At 62.4% G+C, this 18236-nt stretch carries 19 protein-coding genes; 16 read left to right on the top strand and 3 right to left on the bottom strand.

Going from position 1 to position 18236, the window contains the following annotated elements:
• The first annotated feature begins 300 nt into the window (after positions 1-300).
• Positions 301-612 carry a DUF6105 family protein gene (locus tag AC0L3H_RS08500; RefSeq protein ID WP_023801196.1) on the top strand — a complete coding sequence of 104 codons (312 nt, stop codon included), beginning with the start codon at positions 301-303 and terminating at the stop codon, positions 610-612.
• On the opposite strand, the gene ruvX is transcribed toward AC0L3H_RS08500, so the two are convergent.
• Positions 579-1064 carry a Holliday junction resolvase RuvX gene (gene ruvX, locus AC0L3H_RS08495; RefSeq protein WP_128183032.1) on the bottom strand — a complete coding sequence of 162 codons (486 nt, stop codon included), beginning with the start codon at positions 1062-1064 and terminating at the stop codon, positions 579-581. The genes AC0L3H_RS08500 and ruvX overlap by 34 nt on opposite strands.
• 100 nt (positions 1065-1164) lie before the next feature.
• Between ruvX and AC0L3H_RS08490 the strand changes: the two genes are divergently transcribed.
• The 4 genes from AC0L3H_RS08490 to AC0L3H_RS08475 all read left to right on the top strand — a co-directional run bounded on the left by AC0L3H_RS08490 (position 1165) and on the right by AC0L3H_RS08475 (position 4367).
• The gene (locus AC0L3H_RS08490; protein WP_473585155.1) at positions 1165-1872 is read left to right on the top strand and encodes a metal-dependent hydrolase; all 708 of its coding nucleotides are present in this window, start codon (positions 1165-1167) and stop codon (positions 1870-1872) included.
• Between the two features lie 176 nt (positions 1873-2048).
• Entirely contained in the window at positions 2049-2336 is a 288-nt protein-coding gene (gatC, locus tag AC0L3H_RS08485) for an Asp-tRNA(Asn)/Glu-tRNA(Gln) amidotransferase subunit GatC (protein ID WP_027151920.1), read from the top strand.
• A gap of 7 nt (positions 2337-2343) precedes the next feature.
• The gene (locus AC0L3H_RS08480) at positions 2344-2802 is read left to right on the top strand and encodes a GNAT family N-acetyltransferase (protein ID WP_023801201.1); all 459 of its coding nucleotides are present in this window, start codon (positions 2344-2346) and stop codon (positions 2800-2802) included.
• On the top strand, positions 2802-4367 hold the full coding sequence (locus AC0L3H_RS08475) for an amidase (RefSeq protein WP_473585154.1): 1566 nt from the start codon (positions 2802-2804) through the stop codon (positions 4365-4367). Before AC0L3H_RS08480 ends, AC0L3H_RS08475 begins: the two co-directional genes overlap by 1 nt.
• A 34-nt stretch (positions 4368-4401) precedes the next feature.
• Here AC0L3H_RS08475 and AC0L3H_RS08470 read toward each other — a convergent pair whose 3' ends face one another.
• On the bottom strand, positions 4402-5157 hold the full coding sequence (locus AC0L3H_RS08470) for a DUF599 domain-containing protein (protein WP_473585153.1): 756 nt from the start codon (positions 5155-5157) through the stop codon (positions 4402-4404).
• Between the two features lie 159 nt (positions 5158-5316).
• Between AC0L3H_RS08470 and AC0L3H_RS08465 the strand changes: the two genes are divergently transcribed.
• The 4 genes from AC0L3H_RS08465 (at position 5317) to AC0L3H_RS08450 (ending at position 8806) form a co-directional block, all read left to right on the top strand.
• On the top strand, positions 5317-6720 hold the full coding sequence (locus AC0L3H_RS08465) for an L-serine ammonia-lyase (RefSeq protein ID WP_023801204.1): 1404 nt from the start codon (positions 5317-5319) through the stop codon (positions 6718-6720).
• 121 nt (positions 6721-6841) lie between these two features.
• Positions 6842-7279 carry a DUF1489 family protein gene (locus tag AC0L3H_RS08460; protein WP_023801205.1) on the top strand — a complete coding sequence of 146 codons (438 nt, stop codon included), beginning with the start codon at positions 6842-6844 and terminating at the stop codon, positions 7277-7279.
• A 97-nt stretch (positions 7280-7376) separates the two neighbouring features.
• A complete protein-coding gene (locus AC0L3H_RS08455; RefSeq protein WP_027151914.1) occupies positions 7377-8108 on the top strand; it encodes a vWA domain-containing protein in 732 nt (243 codons plus the stop codon).
• On the top strand, positions 8105-8806 hold the full coding sequence (locus tag AC0L3H_RS08450; protein WP_473585151.1) for a DnaJ domain-containing protein: 702 nt from the start codon (positions 8105-8107) through the stop codon (positions 8804-8806). The genes AC0L3H_RS08455 and AC0L3H_RS08450 overlap by 4 nt, the downstream gene beginning before the upstream one ends.
• A gap of 44 nt (positions 8807-8850) precedes the next feature.
• On the opposite strand, the gene AC0L3H_RS08445 is transcribed toward AC0L3H_RS08450, so the two are convergent.
• Positions 8851-10173 carry a D-alanyl-D-alanine carboxypeptidase gene (locus AC0L3H_RS08445; RefSeq protein ID WP_473585149.1) on the bottom strand — a complete coding sequence of 441 codons (1323 nt, stop codon included), beginning with the start codon at positions 10171-10173 and terminating at the stop codon, positions 8851-8853.
• On the opposite strand from AC0L3H_RS08445, the gene AC0L3H_RS08440 reads away from it, so the two are divergent.
• The 7 genes from AC0L3H_RS08440 (at position 10151) to clpA (ending at position 18199) form a co-directional block, all read left to right on the top strand.
• Positions 10151-10276: a hypothetical protein gene (locus tag AC0L3H_RS08440; protein ID WP_280809885.1), complete on the top strand. Its 126-nt coding sequence runs from the start codon at positions 10151-10153 to the stop codon at positions 10274-10276. The two genes, AC0L3H_RS08445 and AC0L3H_RS08440, sit on opposite strands and share 23 nt — an antisense overlap.
• 344 nt (positions 10277-10620) lie before the next feature.
• On the top strand, positions 10621-10950 hold the full coding sequence (locus AC0L3H_RS08435; RefSeq protein ID WP_023801209.1) for a phasin family protein: 330 nt from the start codon (positions 10621-10623) through the stop codon (positions 10948-10950).
• 157 nt (positions 10951-11107) lie between these two features.
• On the top strand, positions 11108-12172 hold the full coding sequence (locus AC0L3H_RS08430) for an ABC transporter ATP-binding protein (protein WP_473585148.1): 1065 nt from the start codon (positions 11108-11110) through the stop codon (positions 12170-12172).
• Positions 12173-12287: 115 nt separating this feature from the next.
• Entirely contained in the window at positions 12288-13313 is a 1026-nt protein-coding gene (locus AC0L3H_RS08425) for an extracellular solute-binding protein (protein ID WP_473508474.1), read from the top strand.
• A gap of 134 nt (positions 13314-13447) precedes the next feature.
• Complete coding sequence (locus AC0L3H_RS08420; RefSeq protein ID WP_473585147.1) at positions 13448-15052, top strand: ABC transporter permease; 1605 nt, start codon at positions 13448-13450, stop codon at positions 15050-15052.
• A 348-nt stretch (positions 15053-15400) separates the two neighbouring features.
• The gene (gene clpS / locus AC0L3H_RS08415) at positions 15401-15727 is read left to right on the top strand and encodes an ATP-dependent Clp protease adapter ClpS (protein WP_023801212.1); all 327 of its coding nucleotides are present in this window, start codon (positions 15401-15403) and stop codon (positions 15725-15727) included.
• Positions 15728-15733: 6 nt separating this feature from the next.
• Entirely contained in the window at positions 15734-18199 is a 2466-nt protein-coding gene (gene clpA, locus AC0L3H_RS08410; protein WP_473585146.1) for an ATP-dependent Clp protease ATP-binding subunit ClpA, read from the top strand.
• Positions 18200-18236: the final 37 nt, after the last annotated feature.

The raw sequence follows: 18236 nt of genomic DNA, 5'->3' as shown, positions 1-18236 counted from the left end.
AGCGGGCGAAATCCACGTCCAAGCCACGGTATCAGGCGAGATAACGCTCACCGCCGCTGTGGATGACCGTTAACCTTAACAAATGGTTTCCATTGCGGCGGCAAGCCGCAAAGCCCACTGTCCTGTCTACGGAAGCAGGAACGCTATGCGGCATATATTGAGCTCCTTGACGGCGAACGCGGCGGCGCACAACTCGGCGCTCTCGCGCATTTCAGGCAGCCTGGACACGAACCTGGGGCTGGACACGAACTTGAGGCCGGACACGCCCTTGAGGCCGGACACGCCCTTGAGGGACAGCTGATGCGCACCTTGTTCGCGCTATGGGCGACGCCGCTCGCCCTGTTCTGGGGCTGGTTCTTCCTGTCGCTCAACGACATCAATTTCGGCTATGTCATGCTGAGCCGCCAATTGCATGACCTCGTTTTCCAGCTCTATGGCGAGATGCTTGGCATCGATCCGGCGCTCATCCCCGGCATGGTGGCGAAGGCCTGCATCCTCGACAGCCTGCTGCTCATGGCGTTCTGGGCGTTTCGCCGGCGCCGGGTGATCGGTGGCTGGATCAGGATAATGCGCGACCGCTATTTCGACCAGGCGTCGACGCCGAGCGCCTGAAGCCGGTCGAGCGCGCCTTGCAGAATGAAGGCCGCCGCGGCCGAATCGATCTTGCCGGCGCGTTTGCGGCGCGAAAAATCCATCTCGATCAGCGTCCGCTCGGCCGCCACCGTCGACAGCCGCTCGTCCCACAAGACGAAGGGCAGGTCGGTCACACCAGCCATGTTACGGGCGAAGGCGCGGGATTTCTGGGCGCGCGGGCCTTCCGACCCGTCCATGTTGACCGGCAGGCCGAGCACCACGGCCCCGACATTCTCTTTCTCCAGCAAGGCGAGCAGCACTGCGGCATCCAGCGAGAATTTCCTGCGCATGATGACGGGACGCGGGTGGGCGAAGGCAAAGCCCCGGTCGGAAACCGCCACGCCAATCGTCTTGTCGCCAAGGTCGAGCCCGGCCAGCGTCTTGCCGCCGCCGAGCCGCGCCGGCAACTCCTCGATGGTGATGATGCTCAACGGCTTTCCTCGGACTACACGCCGCAAAGGACGCTGTGGGACTTTAATTTCACTGCCGGCGTTCTATCCTTTGGCGAAGCAAAAATCGAGGAAGGCATTCATGAAACTGACCTGGTACGGACATTCCGCATTTCGCGTCGAAACCGCCGAGGCGAAAATCCTCATCGATCCCTACCTGATCGGCAATCCGTCATGGACGGGCGGCTGGGAAGAGCCGGCGGAAGGGGTCACCCATGTTCTGTTGACCCACGGCCACAGCGACCACATCAGCGGTGCGCTTGAAGTGCTCGGGAAAAGCGGCGCCATGCTGGTCGCCAATTTCGAGGTCTGCATGTACCTGGTCGGCAAGGGTGTCAGCGACAAGAAGATCAATCCGGGCAATATCGGCGGCACGATCGATTGCGGCGGCTTCACCACCACCTTCGTCCAGGCGCTGCATTCCTCGTCGTTCCCGGGCGACAAGGGCCAGAACACCTATCTCGGCAACCCCGGCGGGCTGGTGCTGCATTTCCAGGAAGACAAGACGCTCTATCATATGGGCGACACCGACATCTTTTCGGACATGGCGCTGATCAACGAACTGCACGAGCCGAAGATCGGCATCGTGCCGATCGGCGACCGCTTCACCATGGGCGGCGCGGTGGCAGCCCTTGCCTGCCGGCGCTTCTTTCAGTTCGAGACGGTCATTCCCAGTCACTTCGGCACGTTTCCGATCATCGACCAGACAGCCGACAAGTTTGTCGCGGGGCTGGAGGGTTCCGGCGTGAAGGTGGCATTGCCGGAGATCGGCGGGACGATCACCTTGTAGACTATGCACCCTGCAGAGCATGCACCTTGTAGAGCATGCCGAAGGCGCCAGCTGTTCGCTGCGACGGCGTTGCGCTGCCCATCGACCTTCCGGGCCGGTTCTGGGCACGATGCATGTTGCGCGGCACGCGCCGCGCCGCTATAGCGCGGACTGGTTTTCCCGAGGCACAAGCGAATATGTCCGTTGATCTGCAGACAGTGAAGCGCGTCGCGCGTCTCGCCCGCATTGCGGTGAGCGAGGCGGATGCCGAACGCATGACCGGCGAGTTGAACGCCATTCTCGGCTTTGTCGAGCAGTTGAACGAGGTCGACGTCTCCGGCGTCGAGCCGATGACGTCGGTCATTCCGATGGAGATGAAGAAGCGCCCGGACGTCGTCACCGACGGCAGCAAGGCGGCCGACATCGTCGCCAACGCACCGGCGACCGAAGAGAATTTCTTCCTCGTTCCGAAGGTCGTGGAGTAGCGGGCCGATGGCAATCGAGATCGCCATCGAAACGCCGCTGCAGGACGACGTGCGCGGGCTGGTCAAGGAGCTCAACGACACGCTGCTGGAACTGACGCCGCCGGAGCACTGCTCCCACATGACCGTCGAGCAGATGGCCGACAACGACACGACTGTCTTCATCGCTCGCGACAACGGCCTCGCCATCGGCTGCGGCGCGCTGAAACGCCATGACGGCGCCGTCGGCGAGGTCAAGCGCATGTACACGCGGCCTTCGCATCGCGGGCAGAAGATCGGCGCCGGGATCGTCGAGCGAATCGAGGCGCTGGCGCGCAATGAAGGACTGAAGCGTCTGGTGCTGGAAACCGGCGACCGCCATCCGGCTGCGTGGACCGTCTATGAACGCGCCGGATTTTCGCGCTGCGGCCCGGTGCTGGACTATCCCGATTCCGGGTGGTCGGTGTTTTACGAAAAGAGCCTTGCCTGATGAGCGACCTGACCCACCTGACGATTTCGCAGGCCCGCGCCAAGCTGCGCGCCCGGGAAATCACCGCAACCGAGATCACCGAAGCCTATCTCCAGGCAATCGAGCGGGCCAATCCGGCGCTCAATGCCTATGTCGTCGTAACCGATGACAAGGCGCGCGACATGGCCAGGGCCTCGGACGCAAAGCTTGCGAAGGGCGAGGGCGGGTCTCTCGAAGGCATTCCGCTCGGCGTCAAGGACCTGTTCGGCACCGAAGGCATCCACACCCAGGCCTGCAGCCATGTGCTGGACGGCTTCAAGCCGCACTACGAATCGACCGTCACCGTCAATCTGTGGGCCGACGGCGCCGTCATGCTCGGCAAGCTCAACATGGACGAGTTCGCCATGGGCTCGTCCAATGAGAGCTCCTACTACGGCCCGGTCGTCAATCCATGGCGGCGTTCGCGCGTCGACACGATGGTGATGCCGACCACGCATCAGGGCGATGGCGGTTTTGTCTCGGCCGGCGGCACCAGGACCGCGCGCACGCTGGATAACGCCCAGCTCGTGCCGGGCGGCTCGTCGGGTGGCTCGGCCTCCGCCGTTTCGGCGTTCCTGTGTGCCGGCGCTACCGCCACCGACACCGGCGGCTCGATCCGCCAGCCCGCCGCCTTCACCGGCACGGTCGGCATCAAGCCGACCTACGGCCGCTGCTCGCGCTGGGGCATCGTCGCCTTCGCTTCGTCGCTCGACCAGGCCGGTCCGATCGCCCGCGACGTGCGTGACGCTGCGATTCTCTTGAAATCCATGGCCTCGGTCGATCCGAAGGACACCACCTCGGTCGACCGCCCGGTGCCGGATTACGAGGCGGCGATCGGCAAGCCGATCAAGGGCATGAAGGTCGGCATCCCGAGGGAATACCGCGTCGACGGCATGCCCGACGAGATCGAGGCGCTGTGGCAGAAGGGCATTGCCTGGCTGAAAGATGCCGGCGCCGAGATCGTCGACATTTCGCTTCCACATACCAAATATGCGCTGCCGGCCTATTACATCGTCGCGCCCGCCGAAGCCTCGTCGAACCTAGCCCGCTATGACGGCGTCCGCTATGGGTTGCGCGTGCCGGGCAAGGACATCGTCGACATGTACGAGAAGACCCGCGCCGCCGGCTTCGGCCGCGAGGTCAAGCGCCGCATCATGATCGGCACCTATGTGCTCTCCGCCGGCTACTACGACGCCTACTATCTGCAGGCGCAGAAGGTGCGCAACCTCATCAAGAGGGATTTCGAAAATGCATTCACTGCCGGCGTCGACGTCATCCTGACGCCGGCGACGCCGTCGGCGGCCTTCGGCATCGCCGACGAGGACATGGCCGCCGACCCGGTCAAGATGTACCTCAACGACATCTTCACGGTGACCGTGAACATGGCCGGACTGCCGGGCATCGCCGTGCCCGCAGGGCTTGACGCCAAGGGCCTGCCGCTCGGCCTGCAGCTCATCGGCCGGCCGTTCGACGAGGAAACCTTGTTCCAGACCGCCCATGTCATCGAACAGGCTGCGGGTACGTTCCAGCCGGAAAAGTGGTGGTAGTGTCGTCTCCCACCTAAAGGGGTGGGGGCGTCGCCTACCGGCTGTCGGGCCGCATCGATCGGCTTTTTCCCGGACCGGGTGTCGGCTCGGGCGGCTGACCGATCACGGCTTGCCGCGCCGCCGAGAAGAACTGGCGACGCACCAGAACCGCCAGCAACAGCAGCGTCGACAGCACGAATACTTTTGGGTCGACGAACCAGCCGAGATAGCCGATCGAGAAGAACACGCCGCGCATGCCGGAATTGAAATGTTTTCCGGCCAGCATGTTCATGCGCGCCGCCCGCCATACCGCCGTCTCGCTGACCGGGTTGCGTGAAGCCTCGCCGTGCGGGATCGGCACCGCACCGATCAGGATCGAGCAATAGTTGAACAGCCGGTAGGCCCAGCCGAACTTGAAAAAGGAATAGGCAAGGATCAGCACCAATCCGAACACCTTCATCTGAAAGGCGGAGCGGGACGACGTCGCGCCGAGCGGCAGGTCGCTCAGCACCGAAACAACCTGATCGGAGGCGCCGAGCAGGGCAAAACAGCCGCCGATCGCAATCAGCGAACTGGAGGCAAAGAAGGCGGTTCCCTGTTGAAGGCCGGCCATGATGGCGGTGTCGACAATGCGGACCTCGCGTTCGGCCATGTTCCGCATCCAGGCATGACGCTGGACGTTCATCGCCGTCGTCAGCGACATGCGCCTGACCAGCTTTCCGTCGGAGGCGAGCGTATGCAGCACCCACACGAAAACGAAGAAGGCAAGCGCAACGAGGTCTGCCGTCGACAAATGGAAGGAATCGCCCATGCAACCCTCTTACCACAAGCGGTGGCGGCGCTTCGATGGCGGAACGCAACGATGTCGCTGCCGGAGCAAACAAGGTCGGCAGGTGCAGCGCCGCAATCTTCGAAAGAGCGGAAACATCACAAGAATTCCTATATGTAAATTCCAATAGGAGAGCGACGCGTGTTCCTTTCGGTTTTCGACCTGTTCAAGATCGGCATTGGACCATCGAGTTCGCACACGATGGGACCGATGACGGCTGCGCGGCGTTTTCTCGACGAGGTCGCGGGAGATGACTGGCCACGCCCGGTCGGCGCCAAGGTCGACCGCATCGCCGCCAGCCTGCACGGCTCGCTCGCCTATACCGGCATCGGCCATGGTTCAGATCGCGCCGTCGTGCTCGGGCTTGCCGGCCAGACGCCGCAGACGGTAGACCCCGATCAGGCCGACAGCATCGTCGACCGTATCGCCGCCGAGAAGCGGATTTCGCCGCCCGGCCATCCGTCTTATCGCTTCGACCCGGCCACGGATCTGGTGCTGGATCGCAAGACGCCGCTTTCCGGCCACGCCAACGGCATGGCTTTCTCCGCCTATGATGCCGACGACCGCCTGCTGCTCAAGCGCATCTACTATTCGATTGGCGGCGGCTTCGTGGTTTCCGAAGAAGAACTGCAGCGGATGAAGGCGAAGGGCTCGGTGACGAGCGAAGGCAAGAAGGTTCCATACCCCTTCAAGAATGCTGTCGAGATGCTGTCGATGGCCGCGAAAAGCGGTCTTTCCATCGCCGACATGAAGCGCGTCAACGAAGAGACGCAGATGTCGCGTGAAGAACTCGACGCCGGCCTCGACGGCATCTGGAGCGCCATGAAGAGCTGTATCGAGCGCGGCCTGTCGCAGGACGGCATCATGCCGGGCGGCCTGAAGGTGCGCCGACGTGCGCGTCAGTTGCATGACAAGCTGCAGGAGCAGTGGCGGCAGAACCGACCCAATCCGCTGCTCGCCAACGACTGGCTGTCGATCTATGCCATGGCGGTGAACGAGGAGAACGCCGCCGGCGGGCGCGTCGTCACCGCGCCGACCAATGGTGCTGCAGGCACGCTGCCGGCGGTGCTGCGCTACTGGCTGCATTTCCATCCCGAGGCCGACCAGCCAAGCATCCGCGATTTCCTGCTGACCGCAGCAGCGGTCGGCGGCATCATCAAGACCAACGCTTCGATCTCGGGTGCCGAGGTCGGCTGCCAGGGCGAAGTCGGTTCGGCCTCGGCGATGGCGGCAGCGGGGCTGTGCGCTGTGATGGGCGGCACGCCTGAGCAGGTCGAGAACGCCGCCGAGATCGCGCTTGAGCATCATCTCGGCATGACCTGCGATCCGGTCGGCGGGCTGGTGCAGGTGCCTTGCATCGAGCGCAACGCGCTCGGCGCCGTCAAGGCGGTGACTGCCGCGTCGCTGGCCATCAAGGGCGACGGCGTTCATTTCGTGCCGCTCGATGCCGCGATCGAGACCATGCGCCAGACCGGCCTCGACATGAACGAGAAATACAAGGAAACCAGCCTCGGCGGACTGGCCGTCAATATCGTGGAATGCTGAGCCAAACTTGCACTGTGGATTGGCGCCGTGGAGAACAGCGGCACTGTGGAGAAAGTCGGCACTGTGGAGAAAGTCGATTGGGCCAGTTGACGCCTTCGCGCGCCGGACTAAACCTTGATCCATGTCCCTCAATCTCATAAAGCTCTGCGTTGGCTGCGACAGCGTCGAAGATCTCGAAGAGTGGATCGCGTTCCGCCTCGACGAACGGCGGCGCGCCGGTGAACCGGTCGAGCACTACCACACCACCCGCATGACGCCGACGCGCAGCGCCGAGGTCACCGATGGCGGTTCCCTCTACTGGGTAATCAAGGGCAACGTGCAGTGCCGCCAGTTGATCACCGAAATCCGTCCTTTCACCGATGACGAGGGTATCGGCCGCTGTCACCTGATCCTCGATCCCGCGGTCGTGCCGACTGAATGGCAGCCGCGCCGCGCCTTTCAAGGCTGGCGCTATTTGAAACCGTCGGACGCACCGGCCGATCTCTCCAAGGGCAAAGCGGGATTGGTCGAAATGCCGCCAAAACTCAGGCGCGAGCTTGCCGATCTCGGCCTTCTCTAGGAAGGCCCCAATATTCAAAGCTGCGGTGATCGCCGGCCCTCCAGATAGCCTCATGCTGGGCTTGCAAGCTGTGCGACAACGCCACATCTTGAATGTCATGAGCGACAAGAAGCAGCCCGTGCCCGCAAAGGCCAATCCTGCGCCGGTCGAATCCCAATCGAGCAGCGGCGAGATCGACGCGTTTATCCGTCAGGCAAGGACGCTGGCTGCGTCCGCGACCGGTACTGGCAGGCTGATCCTTTCCCTCGACGCGACCATGAGCCGCCAGCCGACTTGGGATCTCGCCTGTGCGCTGCAGGGCGAGATGTTCGACGCCGTCGGCAAGGCCGGGGCGCTCAAGGTCCAACTGGTCTATTTTCGCGGTTTTGGCGAGTGCCGCTCATCCGCATTCGTCACCGATACGAGCGCGCTGAAGCAGCTGATGACGCGGATCGAATGCCGCAGCGGCCACACCCAGATCGGCAAGGTGCTCGCCCATGCGCTGAAACAGACGGCGGCCGCCAAGGTCAACGCGCTGGTCTATATCGGCGACGCGATGGAGGAAAATATCGACGATCTGGCGGAAAAGGCCGGCAGCCTCGGCCTGCACGGCGTTCCTGTCTTCGTCTTTCAGGAGGGCCATGATGCCGGCGCGGAAAAGGCGTTCAAGGAAATTGCGCGGCTGTCCAAAGGCGCCTGGTTCCGATTTGATCGGCGGGCCGCCGCAACCTTGGCCAGCCTGCTATCGGCGGTTGCGGTGTTTGCGACGGGCGGGCTGAAGGCTCTGGAGGCCAGGGGCAGGCCGGAAGACCGGCTGATGATCGAGCATCTGCGGAGCGGCAGGAAATGATGGGCGCGACTATCGCATTCGTGGCGTTGCTTTTGGTGCTGCTCGGCGTGGCCATGGTGTTTCTGCGCTCCGACCCCGCGAAACTCGCAAGCTGGATGAGGACGCTTGGGCCTGTCCTGCTGGCGCTGATCGGCGTCGCCGCGCTTCTGGTTGGACGGGCAGGCATCGGCGGCTTGATCCTGTCGACGGCGCTCGCCTGGTATGGCTCGATGCGGATGAAGCGGCCGACGGCGAAACTGGAGCCGGGCAAGTATTCGACGGTGCGCACCGCGGCCCTCGAAATGGAGCTTGATCACGATACTGGCAATCTGGAGGGGCTCGTGCTCGCCGGCTGCCATGAAGGCAAGATGCTAGGCACGATGAGCCTTGCGGAATTGCAGCAGCTTTATCGCGAACTCCCCGGCGACCCGGAGAGCCGCCAGCTGCTAGAGACGTATCTTGACGGCAGATTTCCCATCTGGCGCAAAGACGCGGAGGCGAATGGTGGCGACGGGCTGGGTGTTTCGCCAGGTTCGGGCGCCATGACTAAGGAGGAGGCCTACAAGATCCTTGGTCTTGAAGCGGGGGCCGCCGCGGCGGATGTCCGCAAGGCGCACCGCCGCCTGATGCAGCGCCTGCACCCCGATCTCGGCGGCACTTCGTTTCTGGCGGCGCGGATCAACGAAGCCAAGGACGTCTTGCTCTCCAATCACAACTAGTCTCCTTCGACGCAGAATTCTTCCGGGAGATGTTTCGACGCCGCCTACTGGTGGACGGCGTAGCACTCGATTTTCTTCTTCTTCAGGGCGTTGCAGGCTTTCGAGGCGGCAGTCTTCGAGCCAAAGCCGAACCGGGCGCGGTAGTAGGTGACGCCGCCCTTCTCGAAGGCGACGGTGAAGCCCACAGCATCGGCCAGGACCGAAGGCGCCTGTTTGCTCGTCTCGTCCAGGAGAGCCTGGGCTTCGGACTGTTTTGGCGAAGAGGCGACCTGGACTGCCCAGCCGGACGGCACCGATGCCGTGTTGACGGGATCGACCGTTGCCGGTTCGCCATAGGCTGCTGCGACCCGTGCGGTCGCCACATCGTCCGCCGTAGCCGCGGCCACTGTTTCGACCTTCTTGGTCTGGGAGACGGGCCTGGTCTCAACGACGGGGGTGGCTTCTTCAACGACGGGCTCGGCCTCCTCGACCAGGGAGGCAATGGCATCGCCGTCCGGGGCCTCGTTGTACGCCGCATCGTCTTCCGGCCTGCTGTCCGGCGTCGGCGCGTCGCGCTTGGGCAGGAATACTTTCGCCAGAGCGGTGATCGGGTTGCCGCCGCCAGCCTTGGCGATCAGCATGCCGCTGCCGCGCGACGACGCCTTCGGCAGGTAGGCTTTGATCAATGCGGCCATCTGGTTGTCGCGGCTGCCGCCGGATTTCCCGCCTATGACCACCGCGACGATGCGGCGATCGCCGTCGTCGACCGAGGAGACGAGATTGTAGCCGGAGGCGCGGGTGTAGCCAGTCTTAATGCCGTCGACGCCCTTGATGCGTCCAAGCAGCCGGTTGTGGCCGTTGATGCGCCTGCGGCCGTAGAGAAAGGAACGCTGCGAGAAATAGCTGTAATACTGGGGAAAATGCTCCCGCAGCGCGATGCCGAGCACCGCCATGTCGCGCGCGGTGGTGAACTGACCGGGATTTGGCAAGCCGTGGGCGTTGCGGAAAACGGTCCCCTTCATGCCCAGTGCCCGCGCCTTGGCAGTCATCATGTGGGCGAAATTGGCTTCATTGCCGCCGAGAAGTTCGCCGATTGCGGTTGCCGAGTCGTTTGCCGACTTGGTCACCATCGACAGGATCGCGGTCTCGACGGTGATCGCGCCGCCCCGTTTGACGCCGAGTTTGGTCGGCGGTTCGGCAGCAGCATTGGCCGAGAAGACGACGCGGGAGTTCTTGCCGATCTTGCCGTTCGCCATGGCCTCGAAGGCCAGGTAAAGCGTCATCATCTTGGTGAGCGAGGCGGGATAGCGTCGGCCATCGGCGTTCGAAGAGTAAAGCACCTTGCCGGTCTTGGCGTCGATGACGATGGCCGCCGACCTCGCCGCCATGGACGAAGCAGCTCCGGCAACGACGAATGTCATCGCCAAAGCGAGGATCATGATCGTTTTCAAGGAGGACGCGGATTTGGAGAGAATGCCCGACAACGCCTGACGCACCGATGGTTCCTTTGAATTTTTGTTGCGGTGGAGGCGGCAAAGGGGTCCTGCCTCACTTCAAGCCAAGCTATCGCGGCCAGCGTTACCAATCCGTTTATGGTAACCGCAGCGTTCACCATTTTCTTCGAGCTTGAGCTTTTCTTTATTCGAATCTTAGCCATTTCCCGACGGTTGCGCCGATCTGCTGGCCGGATGGCCGGGGCCGCACCCGGTGAAACCCGCACTCGGTAAAAAACTTGACTTTTGTGCAGTGCACAATATATTATTTGCATTGCACAACGCGGCCCCGGGAAAAGGCCGCGTCCACCGCTCAAGGACAACTGGCAAGGGATTGCGTGAATGACCCAGACCTATGAAGATTTCAGCAAATACGGCAAGGAGTTTGCGGATAGCGGCTTGAAGAGCTTCGCATCCCTTTCCAAGGGCGCGCAGGCCATCGCCACCGAGGCGGGCGAGTACACCAAGAAAAGCTTCGAGGCGGGCAGCGCAGCAGCCGAGAAACTTTTGTCGGCCAAGTCGCTGGAGAAGGCGATCGAGATCCAGTCCGATTTTGCCAGGCAGTCGTACGAAGCCTTCGTCACCGAAGCCACCAAGATTGGTGACCTCTATGCCGAACTCGCCAAGGAAGCCTACAAGCCGTTCGAATCGATCGTCGCAAAGGCGAAATAATCTCGCTACAAGATGTGAACACGGCCCTTGGGCCAGCAAGACGGACCCGGTCGCGAACGTGCGGCCGGGTTTTTTTCATGGCAATTAAGTTTCCAGCCGATCGACGCTGATCTAAACAGCAATGAGCCAGCTTGTCGGTTTAGCTTAAGGGCGAATGATGCATGGGTCGATAAATGATGCCGGCGCTCCGCTAACGCTGGAACACATCAGCCGAAGCTTCGGCGACACCCGGGCGCTGGATGACGTTTCGCTTTCGATTGCGCCTGGAGAGATCGTCTGCCTGGTCGGCCAGTCCGGTTGCGGCAAATCCTCGCTTTTGCGGATCATTGCAGGCGTCGATACGGCCGACAGCGGAAGAATTCTGCTCAATGGCATTGAGATCGAGGGCGCGAACAGCTTTGTCGAGCCCGAAGACCGCAACATCGGATTCATGTTCCAGGATTATGCCCTGTTCCCGCACCTGACCGTCGAGGAGAACGTGGCCTTCGGCCTCAAGCGGCTGTCGCGGCGCGAGGCGAGCGCCCGTGCGGCCGAGGTGATCGCCCGAATCGGCATCCAGGCGCTTTCCGGCCGTTACCCACACACGCTTTCAGGTGGCGAGCAGCAGCGAGTCGCACTGGCGCGGGCGCTTGCCCCAAAACCCGTCATTCTGCTGATGGACGAGCCTTTCTCCAACCTTGATCGTGGCCTGCGGGAGCGGGTGCGCGAGGAGACCATTTCGACGTTGAGAGCCTTGGGGACGACGGCGATCCTCGTCACGCACGACCCGGAGGAGGCCCTTTCCGTCGGTGACCGGGTTGTGCTGATGCAGGAGGGGCGGGTTGTGCAGGTCGGGACGGGCTACGATATCTATGATCATCCCAACTCACTCTACGCCGCCGAATTCTTGTGCCCGTGCAACAGGGTAGAGGGCATCTACCGCGATGGCCGGGTCGAAACGGTGCTGGGCAGCTTTCCAGCCCGGCTCGATCTTCCGGAAGGCGGCAAGGCGTTTGCCTGCATCCGCCCGCAGGCCGTCTCCCTTTCAGGTCCCGAGGAAGGTCTGCCGGCGCTTGTCGTCAACCGCTCTTTTCTGGGTGAGATCGAACAATTGCTGGTCAGGATCGAGGGCGTTGCTGACCTCTTGCGCTTGCGCACCACCAGCCGGATCGATGTAAAGCCGGGTGAGCCGATCCACCTGACCGTAGATCCAGGCGGCGTCCTGATATTCGCTGCGGCATAAGTCGCAAGCGCTTTGGTCGCAAAGTAACTTGACTAAATTAGTCACATATGATCGAGCAATTCCTGGGCTGTCAACCAATGCCGGCCGCACCAATCAATTAATGGAGGACCGCTTCATGAAGAGCCTTTCCACATTGCGACTCGCCCTGGTGGGCGGCGTCTTCGCCCTCGCTGGCGGGGCCAGCGCCATGGCGGCCGAACTGAACATCTACACCACGCGTGAGCCTGGGCTGATCCAGCCGCTGCTTGACGCCTTCACCGCCTCGAGCGGCGTCAAGGTCAATACAGTCTTCATGAAAGATGGTCTTGCGGAGCGTGTGGCCTCGGAAGGGGAAAGCTCACCTGCCGATATTCTCATGACGGTCGATGTCGGCAACCTCGCTGACCTGGCCGAAAAAGGCCTGACGCAGCCGGTCGTATCAGATGTTCTGAAAGCCGCGGTCCCGGAGAACCTGCGTGACCCGGCCAACAACTGGTTTGCTCTGTCGATGCGGGCCCGCGTACTCTACGCGGCCAAGGATCTCGATCTTGCCGCGTTCAACTACGAGGACCTGTCCGATCCAAAATGGAAGGGCAAGGTCTGCATCCGGTCCGGCCAGCATCCCTACAACACCGCTCTTTTCGCCGATTACATCGCACATAACGGCGCCGAGGCGACGGAAGCATGGCTTGCCGCCGTCAAGGGGAATCTCGCCCGCAAGGCGGGCGGCGGCGACCGCGATGTAGCCAAGGACATCCTCGGCGGCATTTGCCAGATAGGCATCGCCAATTCCTACTACGTCGGACTGATGCGCTCCGGCAAGGGCGGTGAGGAGCAGGTCGCCTGGGGCGACGCGATCAAGGTCGTCCTGCCAACGTTCAAGGATGGCGGCACGCAGGTCAACGTCAGCGGCGCGGCAGTCGCAAAGCATGCGCCGAACAAGGGTGAGGCGGTCAAGCTGCTGGAATATCTGGTCTCCGACGACGCCCAGACACTCTATGCCAAGGCAAATTTCGAATACCCGGTCAAGGCCGGCGCTCCGATCGACCCGATCATCGCCTCGTTCGGCGCGTTGAAAGTCGATCCAGTGCCGATGACGGAAATCGTCAAGCATCGCAAGCAGGCAAGCGAACTGGCCGAGAAGGTCGGCTTCGACAACTGATGGGCGATCCGGGCGTGGGCAGTGCTGCGCCCGGTGATCTCCCGATGTCGGATGTCGACCTGCCTAAAGCCTCCACTATGCCTAAAGCCCCCATTGTGAAGGTCGCCCGGTACAGGTCCGGGCGACTGTGGTTCATGGCGACCGCGCTTATCGCTGTGCTGGTGGCGATCCCGGTTCTCGCCCTTATCTGGCAGGCGCTGCGGGGATCGAGCGGACTCTGGCCGCATCTCCTCGCCTATGTGCTGCCACAGGCCTTCCAGCAGACCACGGCGCTGCTCGTCGGCGTCGGTGTCCTCGTCACGCTTCTTGGCACCTCGACGGCCTGGCTTGTCACCGCTTATGACTTTTCCGGCCGCAGGTTTTTAGAATGGGCGCTGCTCCTCCCGCTCGCAGTGCCGACCTACATAATCGCCTACGTCTATCTCGATCTTCTCCATCCGATCGGCTTGGTCCAGGGTGCGGTCAGAGCGGCCCTTGGCTACACCAGCCCACACGAATTCCGCCTTCCCGACATCCGGTCGATGGCCGGCTGCATCGTGCTGCTCGGCTTCGTGCTCTACCCCTATGTGTACCTGACGACGCGGGCGATGTTTCTCACCCAGGCGGCCAATCTGGTCGAGGTGTCGCGCACGCTTGGAAGTGGCAAAGGCGGCGTCTTCTGGCGCGTTGCGCTGCCGCTGGCACGTCCGGCGATCGCCGTCGGCGTCAGCCTCGCGCTGATGGAGGCGCTGAACGACATCGGTGCCTCGGAGTTCCTGGGCGTGAAGACACTGACGGTCTCGGTCTACACGACATGGGTGACGCGGTCCGACCTGCCGGGCGCGGCGCAGATTGCGCTCGCCATGCTGTCATTGGTGGTCGCGCTCGTCACTATCGAGCGTTGGGCGCGCCGTCGTCAGCGTTATTGGTCGAGCGCACAAAAGGCGCGGAATTTCACACCGCATCGTCTCGGCACCGTTTCCGGTCTGCTGGTTTTTGCGCTCGGCCTTTTGCCGGTGTTCATCGGGTTCATCGCCCCGGCGAGCTATCTTGCCGTCGAGGCGTGGAAGCGCGTCCGTTTCGCAGGGCTGTCGCCCCGGCTCTTGTCGGAAACGCTCAACACCGTCACCCTGTCGGCCATGGCCACGCTCGCCATCCTTCTCTTCGGCGTGGTCATCGCCTATACGGCGCGCTCGCTTCCCGGCCGTGTCACGGCGGCTTTGCAGCGGATTTCCACGGTCGGCTATGCGATGCCCGGCACCGTGGTGGCCATCGGAATATTGTTGCCCGTCGCGGCCCTCGATCAGATGATCGACCGAACCGCGCTCGCATGGCTGGGCGCGCCAACCGGCCTGCTGCTGATCGGGTCGGGAGCAGCGCTCGGCTACGCCTATGTCGCACGCTTCCTGGCGATTGCGGTCGGTTCGGTCGAGGCGGGCTTCAGCCGCATTCCGCGCTCGTTCGATCACGCCGCGCGCAGCCTCGGCCAGAATGTGACTGGCACATTCCGGCATATTCATCTGCCGCTTTCGAAACCGTCGCTCGTCGCTGCGGGCTTGCTCGTGTTTGTCGATTGCATGAAGGAGTTGCCGGCGACGCTTCTGTTGAGGCCGCTTAATTTCGAGACATTGGCGACGCATCTCTACGGCGAGGCGGCGCGCGGGACCTACGAGGAAGCCTCGATCGCGGCATTTGCCATAGTTCTCGTCGGCATCTTGCCTGTCGCTGTTCTCGCTCGTGTTGGACGATGGAAATCCTGAGTGTGTCCGGCCTAAACAGACTCGCTGGCACCTAAAGCGCGTCTGAAGGGTTCATGCGACTCCAGGTTATTCATATGCATGTTGTTTCGTTAGCTGACGCATCTACGATAGACCGTAAGTGCTCCACGCCTATCGGATCGTCCCGATGCCCTCGATTTTGAAATCAGGGGCTCTGCTGCCTTCACGATTTCGAAAAATCGGTCAAGTTTGGCCACCTAGCCATATTGTCAGCTAAACAGAAGGGCTTAAAATCATTCATCGAACACCTACATGTCGAACGCGCATGGGGATTCGAAAAGGCAGGGTTACGTGACGACAGGTTTGACTGCCACAACAGATGTGGTGCGGATGCAAAACGGCAGCGACGGCAACGAGACCGGTCGCGGCACGGCCGTCATCACGCGCACCAAAACCAAGACCAAGAAGCCTAGCTTATATCGGGTCCTCATTCTCAACGACGACTACACGCCCATGGAATTCGTGGTTCACGTGCTGGAGCGTTTTTTCCAGAAGGACCGTGAAGCCGCCACACGCATCATGCTTCATGTTCACAATCATGGAGTGGGCGAGTGCGGGGTCTATACATTCGAGGTGGCCGAGACCAAAGTGTCTCAGGTCATGGATTTCGCCCGACAGAATCAGCATCCGCTGCAATGCGTGATGGAGAAGAAGTGAGGTAACATGCCGGCTTTCTCCCAAGGCCTGGAAAAGGCGCTTCACCAGGCGCTGACGCTCGCCAATGAGCGGCACCACGAATACGCAACCCTTGAACACTTGCTGCTCGCGCTCATTGACGACACCGAGGCGGCCGCGGTCATGCGCGCCTGCAACGTCGATCTCGACGAGTTGAAGCATACGGTTCTCACCTACATCGATACTGAGCTCGACAATCTCGTTACCGGCTATGACGAGGATTCCAAGCCGACGGCCGGTTTCCAGCGCGTCATCCAGCGCGCGGTGATCCATGTGCAGTCGTCCGGCCGCGAGGAAGTCTCCGGCGCCAACGTGCTCGTTGCCATCTTCGCCGAGCGCGAGAGCCATGCCGCCTATTTCCTGCAAGAGCAGCAGATGACCCGCTACGACGCGGTCAATTACATCTCGCATGGCATCGCCAAGCGGCCCGGCGCATCCGAGACGCGGTCGCCGCGTGGCGCCGATGACGAGCAGGGCCAGAGCGGCGCCGAGCCGCAAGAGGACAGCGGCAAGAAAAAGCAGCAGCAGGACGCGCTGACCGCCTATTGCGTCAATCTGAACAACAAGGCCAAGGCCGGCAAGATCGATCCGCTGATCGGCCGCGAGTCCGAGATCAACCGCACCATCCAGGTGCTGTGCCGCCGCTCCAAGAACAATCCACTCTATGTCGGCGACCCCGGCGTCGGCAAGACGGCGATCGCCGAGGGCCTCGCCAAGCGCATCGTCGAGGGCGACGTGCCGGAAGTGCTGCATAACGCCACCATCTTCGCGCTCGACATGGGGACATTGCTGGCCGGCACCCGCTATCGCGGTGATTTCGAGGAGCGGCTGAAGCAGGTCGTCAAGGAGCTCGAGGATTATCCGGGCGCGGTTCTGTTCATCGACGAGATCCACACCGTGATCGGGGCAGGGGCGACGTCTGGCGGCGCCATGGATGCGTCGAACCTGTTGAAGCCGGCGCTGTCGTCGGGAACGATCCGCTGCATCGGCTCGACCACCTACAAGGAGTTCCGCCAGTTCTTCGAGAAGGACCGCGCCTTGGTGCGGCGCTTCCAAAAGATCGACGTCAACGAACCGACCATCGAGGATGCCATCGAGATCATGAAGGGTCTCAAGCCGTATTTCGAGGAGTTTCACAAGGTTCGCTACACGGCTGAGGCGATCAAGGCGTCGGTCGAACTGTCGGCGCGCTACATCAACGACCGCAAGCTGCCGGACAAGGCGATCGACGTGATCGACGAGACCGGCGCCTCGCAAATGCTGGTGCCGGAGGCCAAGCGCAAGAAGACCATCGGCATCAAGGAGATCGAAGCGACGATCGCCACCATCGCCCGCATTCCGCCGAAGACGGTTTCCGCCGACGACGAGAAGGTGCTGGCCGGTCTCGACATCGAGCTGAAGCGCGTCGTCTACGGTCAGGACACCGCGATCACGGCTTTGACCTCGGCGATCAAGCTGGCGCGGGCCGGCCTGCGCGAACCGGAGAAGCCGATTGGCTCCTACCTGTTCTCGGGGCCGACCGGCGTCGGCAAGACCGAAGTGGCAAAGCAGCTCGCGGCCTCGCTCGGTGTCGAGCTGATCCGCTTCGACATGTCCGAATATATGGAACGCCACACCGTCTCACGGCTGATCGGTGCGCCTCCCGGCTATGTCGGCTTCGACCAGGGCGGCCTGTTGACCGACGGCGTCGACCAGCATCCGCATTGCGTGCTGTTGCTGGACGAGGTCGAGAAGGCGCATCCGGATCTGTTCAACATCCTGTTGCAGGTCATGGACCATGGCAAGCTGACCGACCACAACGGCAAGCAGATCGACTTCCGCAATGTCATCCTGATCATGACCACCAATGCGGGCGCCTCGGATGCGCAGCGCGCGGCTATCGGTTTCGGCTCGACCAAGCGCGAAGGCGACGATGTCGAGGCGATCAACCGGCTGTTCACGCCGGAGTTCCGCAACCGTCTCGATGCGATCATCCCGTTCGGCTCGCTGCCGGTGCCGGTCATCCACCAGGTGGTGCAGAAGTTCGTCATGCAGCTCGAGGCCCAGCTCTCCGAGCGTGGCGTCACCTTCGACCTGTCGCAGGAGGCGATCGCCTGGCTGGCCGAGAAGGGCTATGACGAGCGCATGGGAGCACGGCCGCTCGGCCGCGTCATCCAGGAGCACATCAAGAAGCCGCTGGCCGACGAGGTGCTGTTCGGCAAGCTCAAGAAGGGCGGCACGGTGCGTGTCACCGTCGACAAGAAGGAGACCGGCGAAACCGGGCTGAAGCTCGAGTCACTCGCCGACGAGGCGCCGGTCAAGCCGAAGAAGGAAGAACCGGACGACACGCCGAAGCCCAGGAAAGCTGCCGGCAAGAAGCCGGCTGCGAAAAAGGCGGTCACGCAGAAGGCGGAGCCCAAGGGCAAGGACGGCAGCAAGCGCAGCCTGGTGCCGCAACTCCCCCGCAAGGGATGATGGCCCTGAAAGCTAAAAAAAAAGCCCCGGAAACGGG

This window comes from Mesorhizobium sp. WSM4816, from assembly GCF_055811535.1.
The sequence above is the reverse complement of the archived record's forward strand: the minus strand, read 5'-3'. Positions and strand labels throughout refer to the sequence as shown.

Coding starts and splice junctions, on each gene's coding strand:
- AC0L3H_RS08430 (WP_473585148.1), top strand. CDS start 11,108: ATGCATGGGTCGATAAATGATGCCGGCGCTCCGCTAACGCTGGAACAC.
- AC0L3H_RS08455 (WP_027151914.1), top strand. CDS start 7,377: ATGAGCGACAAGAAGCAGCCCGTGCCCGCAAAGGCCAATCCTGCGCCG.
- AC0L3H_RS08490 (WP_473585155.1), top strand. CDS start 1,165: ATGAAACTGACCTGGTACGGACATTCCGCATTTCGCGTCGAAACCGCC.
- clpA (WP_473585146.1), top strand. CDS start 15,734: ATGCCGGCTTTCTCCCAAGGCCTGGAAAAGGCGCTTCACCAGGCGCTG.
- AC0L3H_RS08460 (WP_023801205.1), top strand. CDS start 6,842: ATGTCCCTCAATCTCATAAAGCTCTGCGTTGGCTGCGACAGCGTCGAA.
- AC0L3H_RS08440 (WP_280809885.1), top strand. CDS start 10,151: ATGGCCGCCGACCTCGCCGCCATGGACGAAGCAGCTCCGGCAACGACG.
- gatC (WP_027151920.1), top strand. CDS start 2,049: ATGTCCGTTGATCTGCAGACAGTGAAGCGCGTCGCGCGTCTCGCCCGC.
- AC0L3H_RS08445 (WP_473585149.1), bottom strand. CDS start 10,173: ATGGCGGCGAGGTCGGCGGCCATCGTCATCGACGCCAAGACCGGCAAG.
- AC0L3H_RS08500 (WP_023801196.1), top strand. CDS start 301: ATGCGCACCTTGTTCGCGCTATGGGCGACGCCGCTCGCCCTGTTCTGG.
- AC0L3H_RS08425 (WP_473508474.1), top strand. CDS start 12,288: ATGAAGAGCCTTTCCACATTGCGACTCGCCCTGGTGGGCGGCGTCTTC.
- AC0L3H_RS08435 (WP_023801209.1), top strand. CDS start 10,621: ATGACCCAGACCTATGAAGATTTCAGCAAATACGGCAAGGAGTTTGCG.
- AC0L3H_RS08450 (WP_473585151.1), top strand. CDS start 8,105: ATGATGGGCGCGACTATCGCATTCGTGGCGTTGCTTTTGGTGCTGCTC.
- AC0L3H_RS08470 (WP_473585153.1), bottom strand. CDS start 5,157: ATGGGCGATTCCTTCCATTTGTCGACGGCAGACCTCGTTGCGCTTGCC.
- AC0L3H_RS08480 (WP_023801201.1), top strand. CDS start 2,344: ATGGCAATCGAGATCGCCATCGAAACGCCGCTGCAGGACGACGTGCGC.
- clpS (WP_023801212.1), top strand. CDS start 15,401: ATGCAAAACGGCAGCGACGGCAACGAGACCGGTCGCGGCACGGCCGTC.
- AC0L3H_RS08475 (WP_473585154.1), top strand. CDS start 2,802: ATGAGCGACCTGACCCACCTGACGATTTCGCAGGCCCGCGCCAAGCTG.
- AC0L3H_RS08420 (WP_473585147.1), top strand. CDS start 13,448: ATGGCGACCGCGCTTATCGCTGTGCTGGTGGCGATCCCGGTTCTCGCC.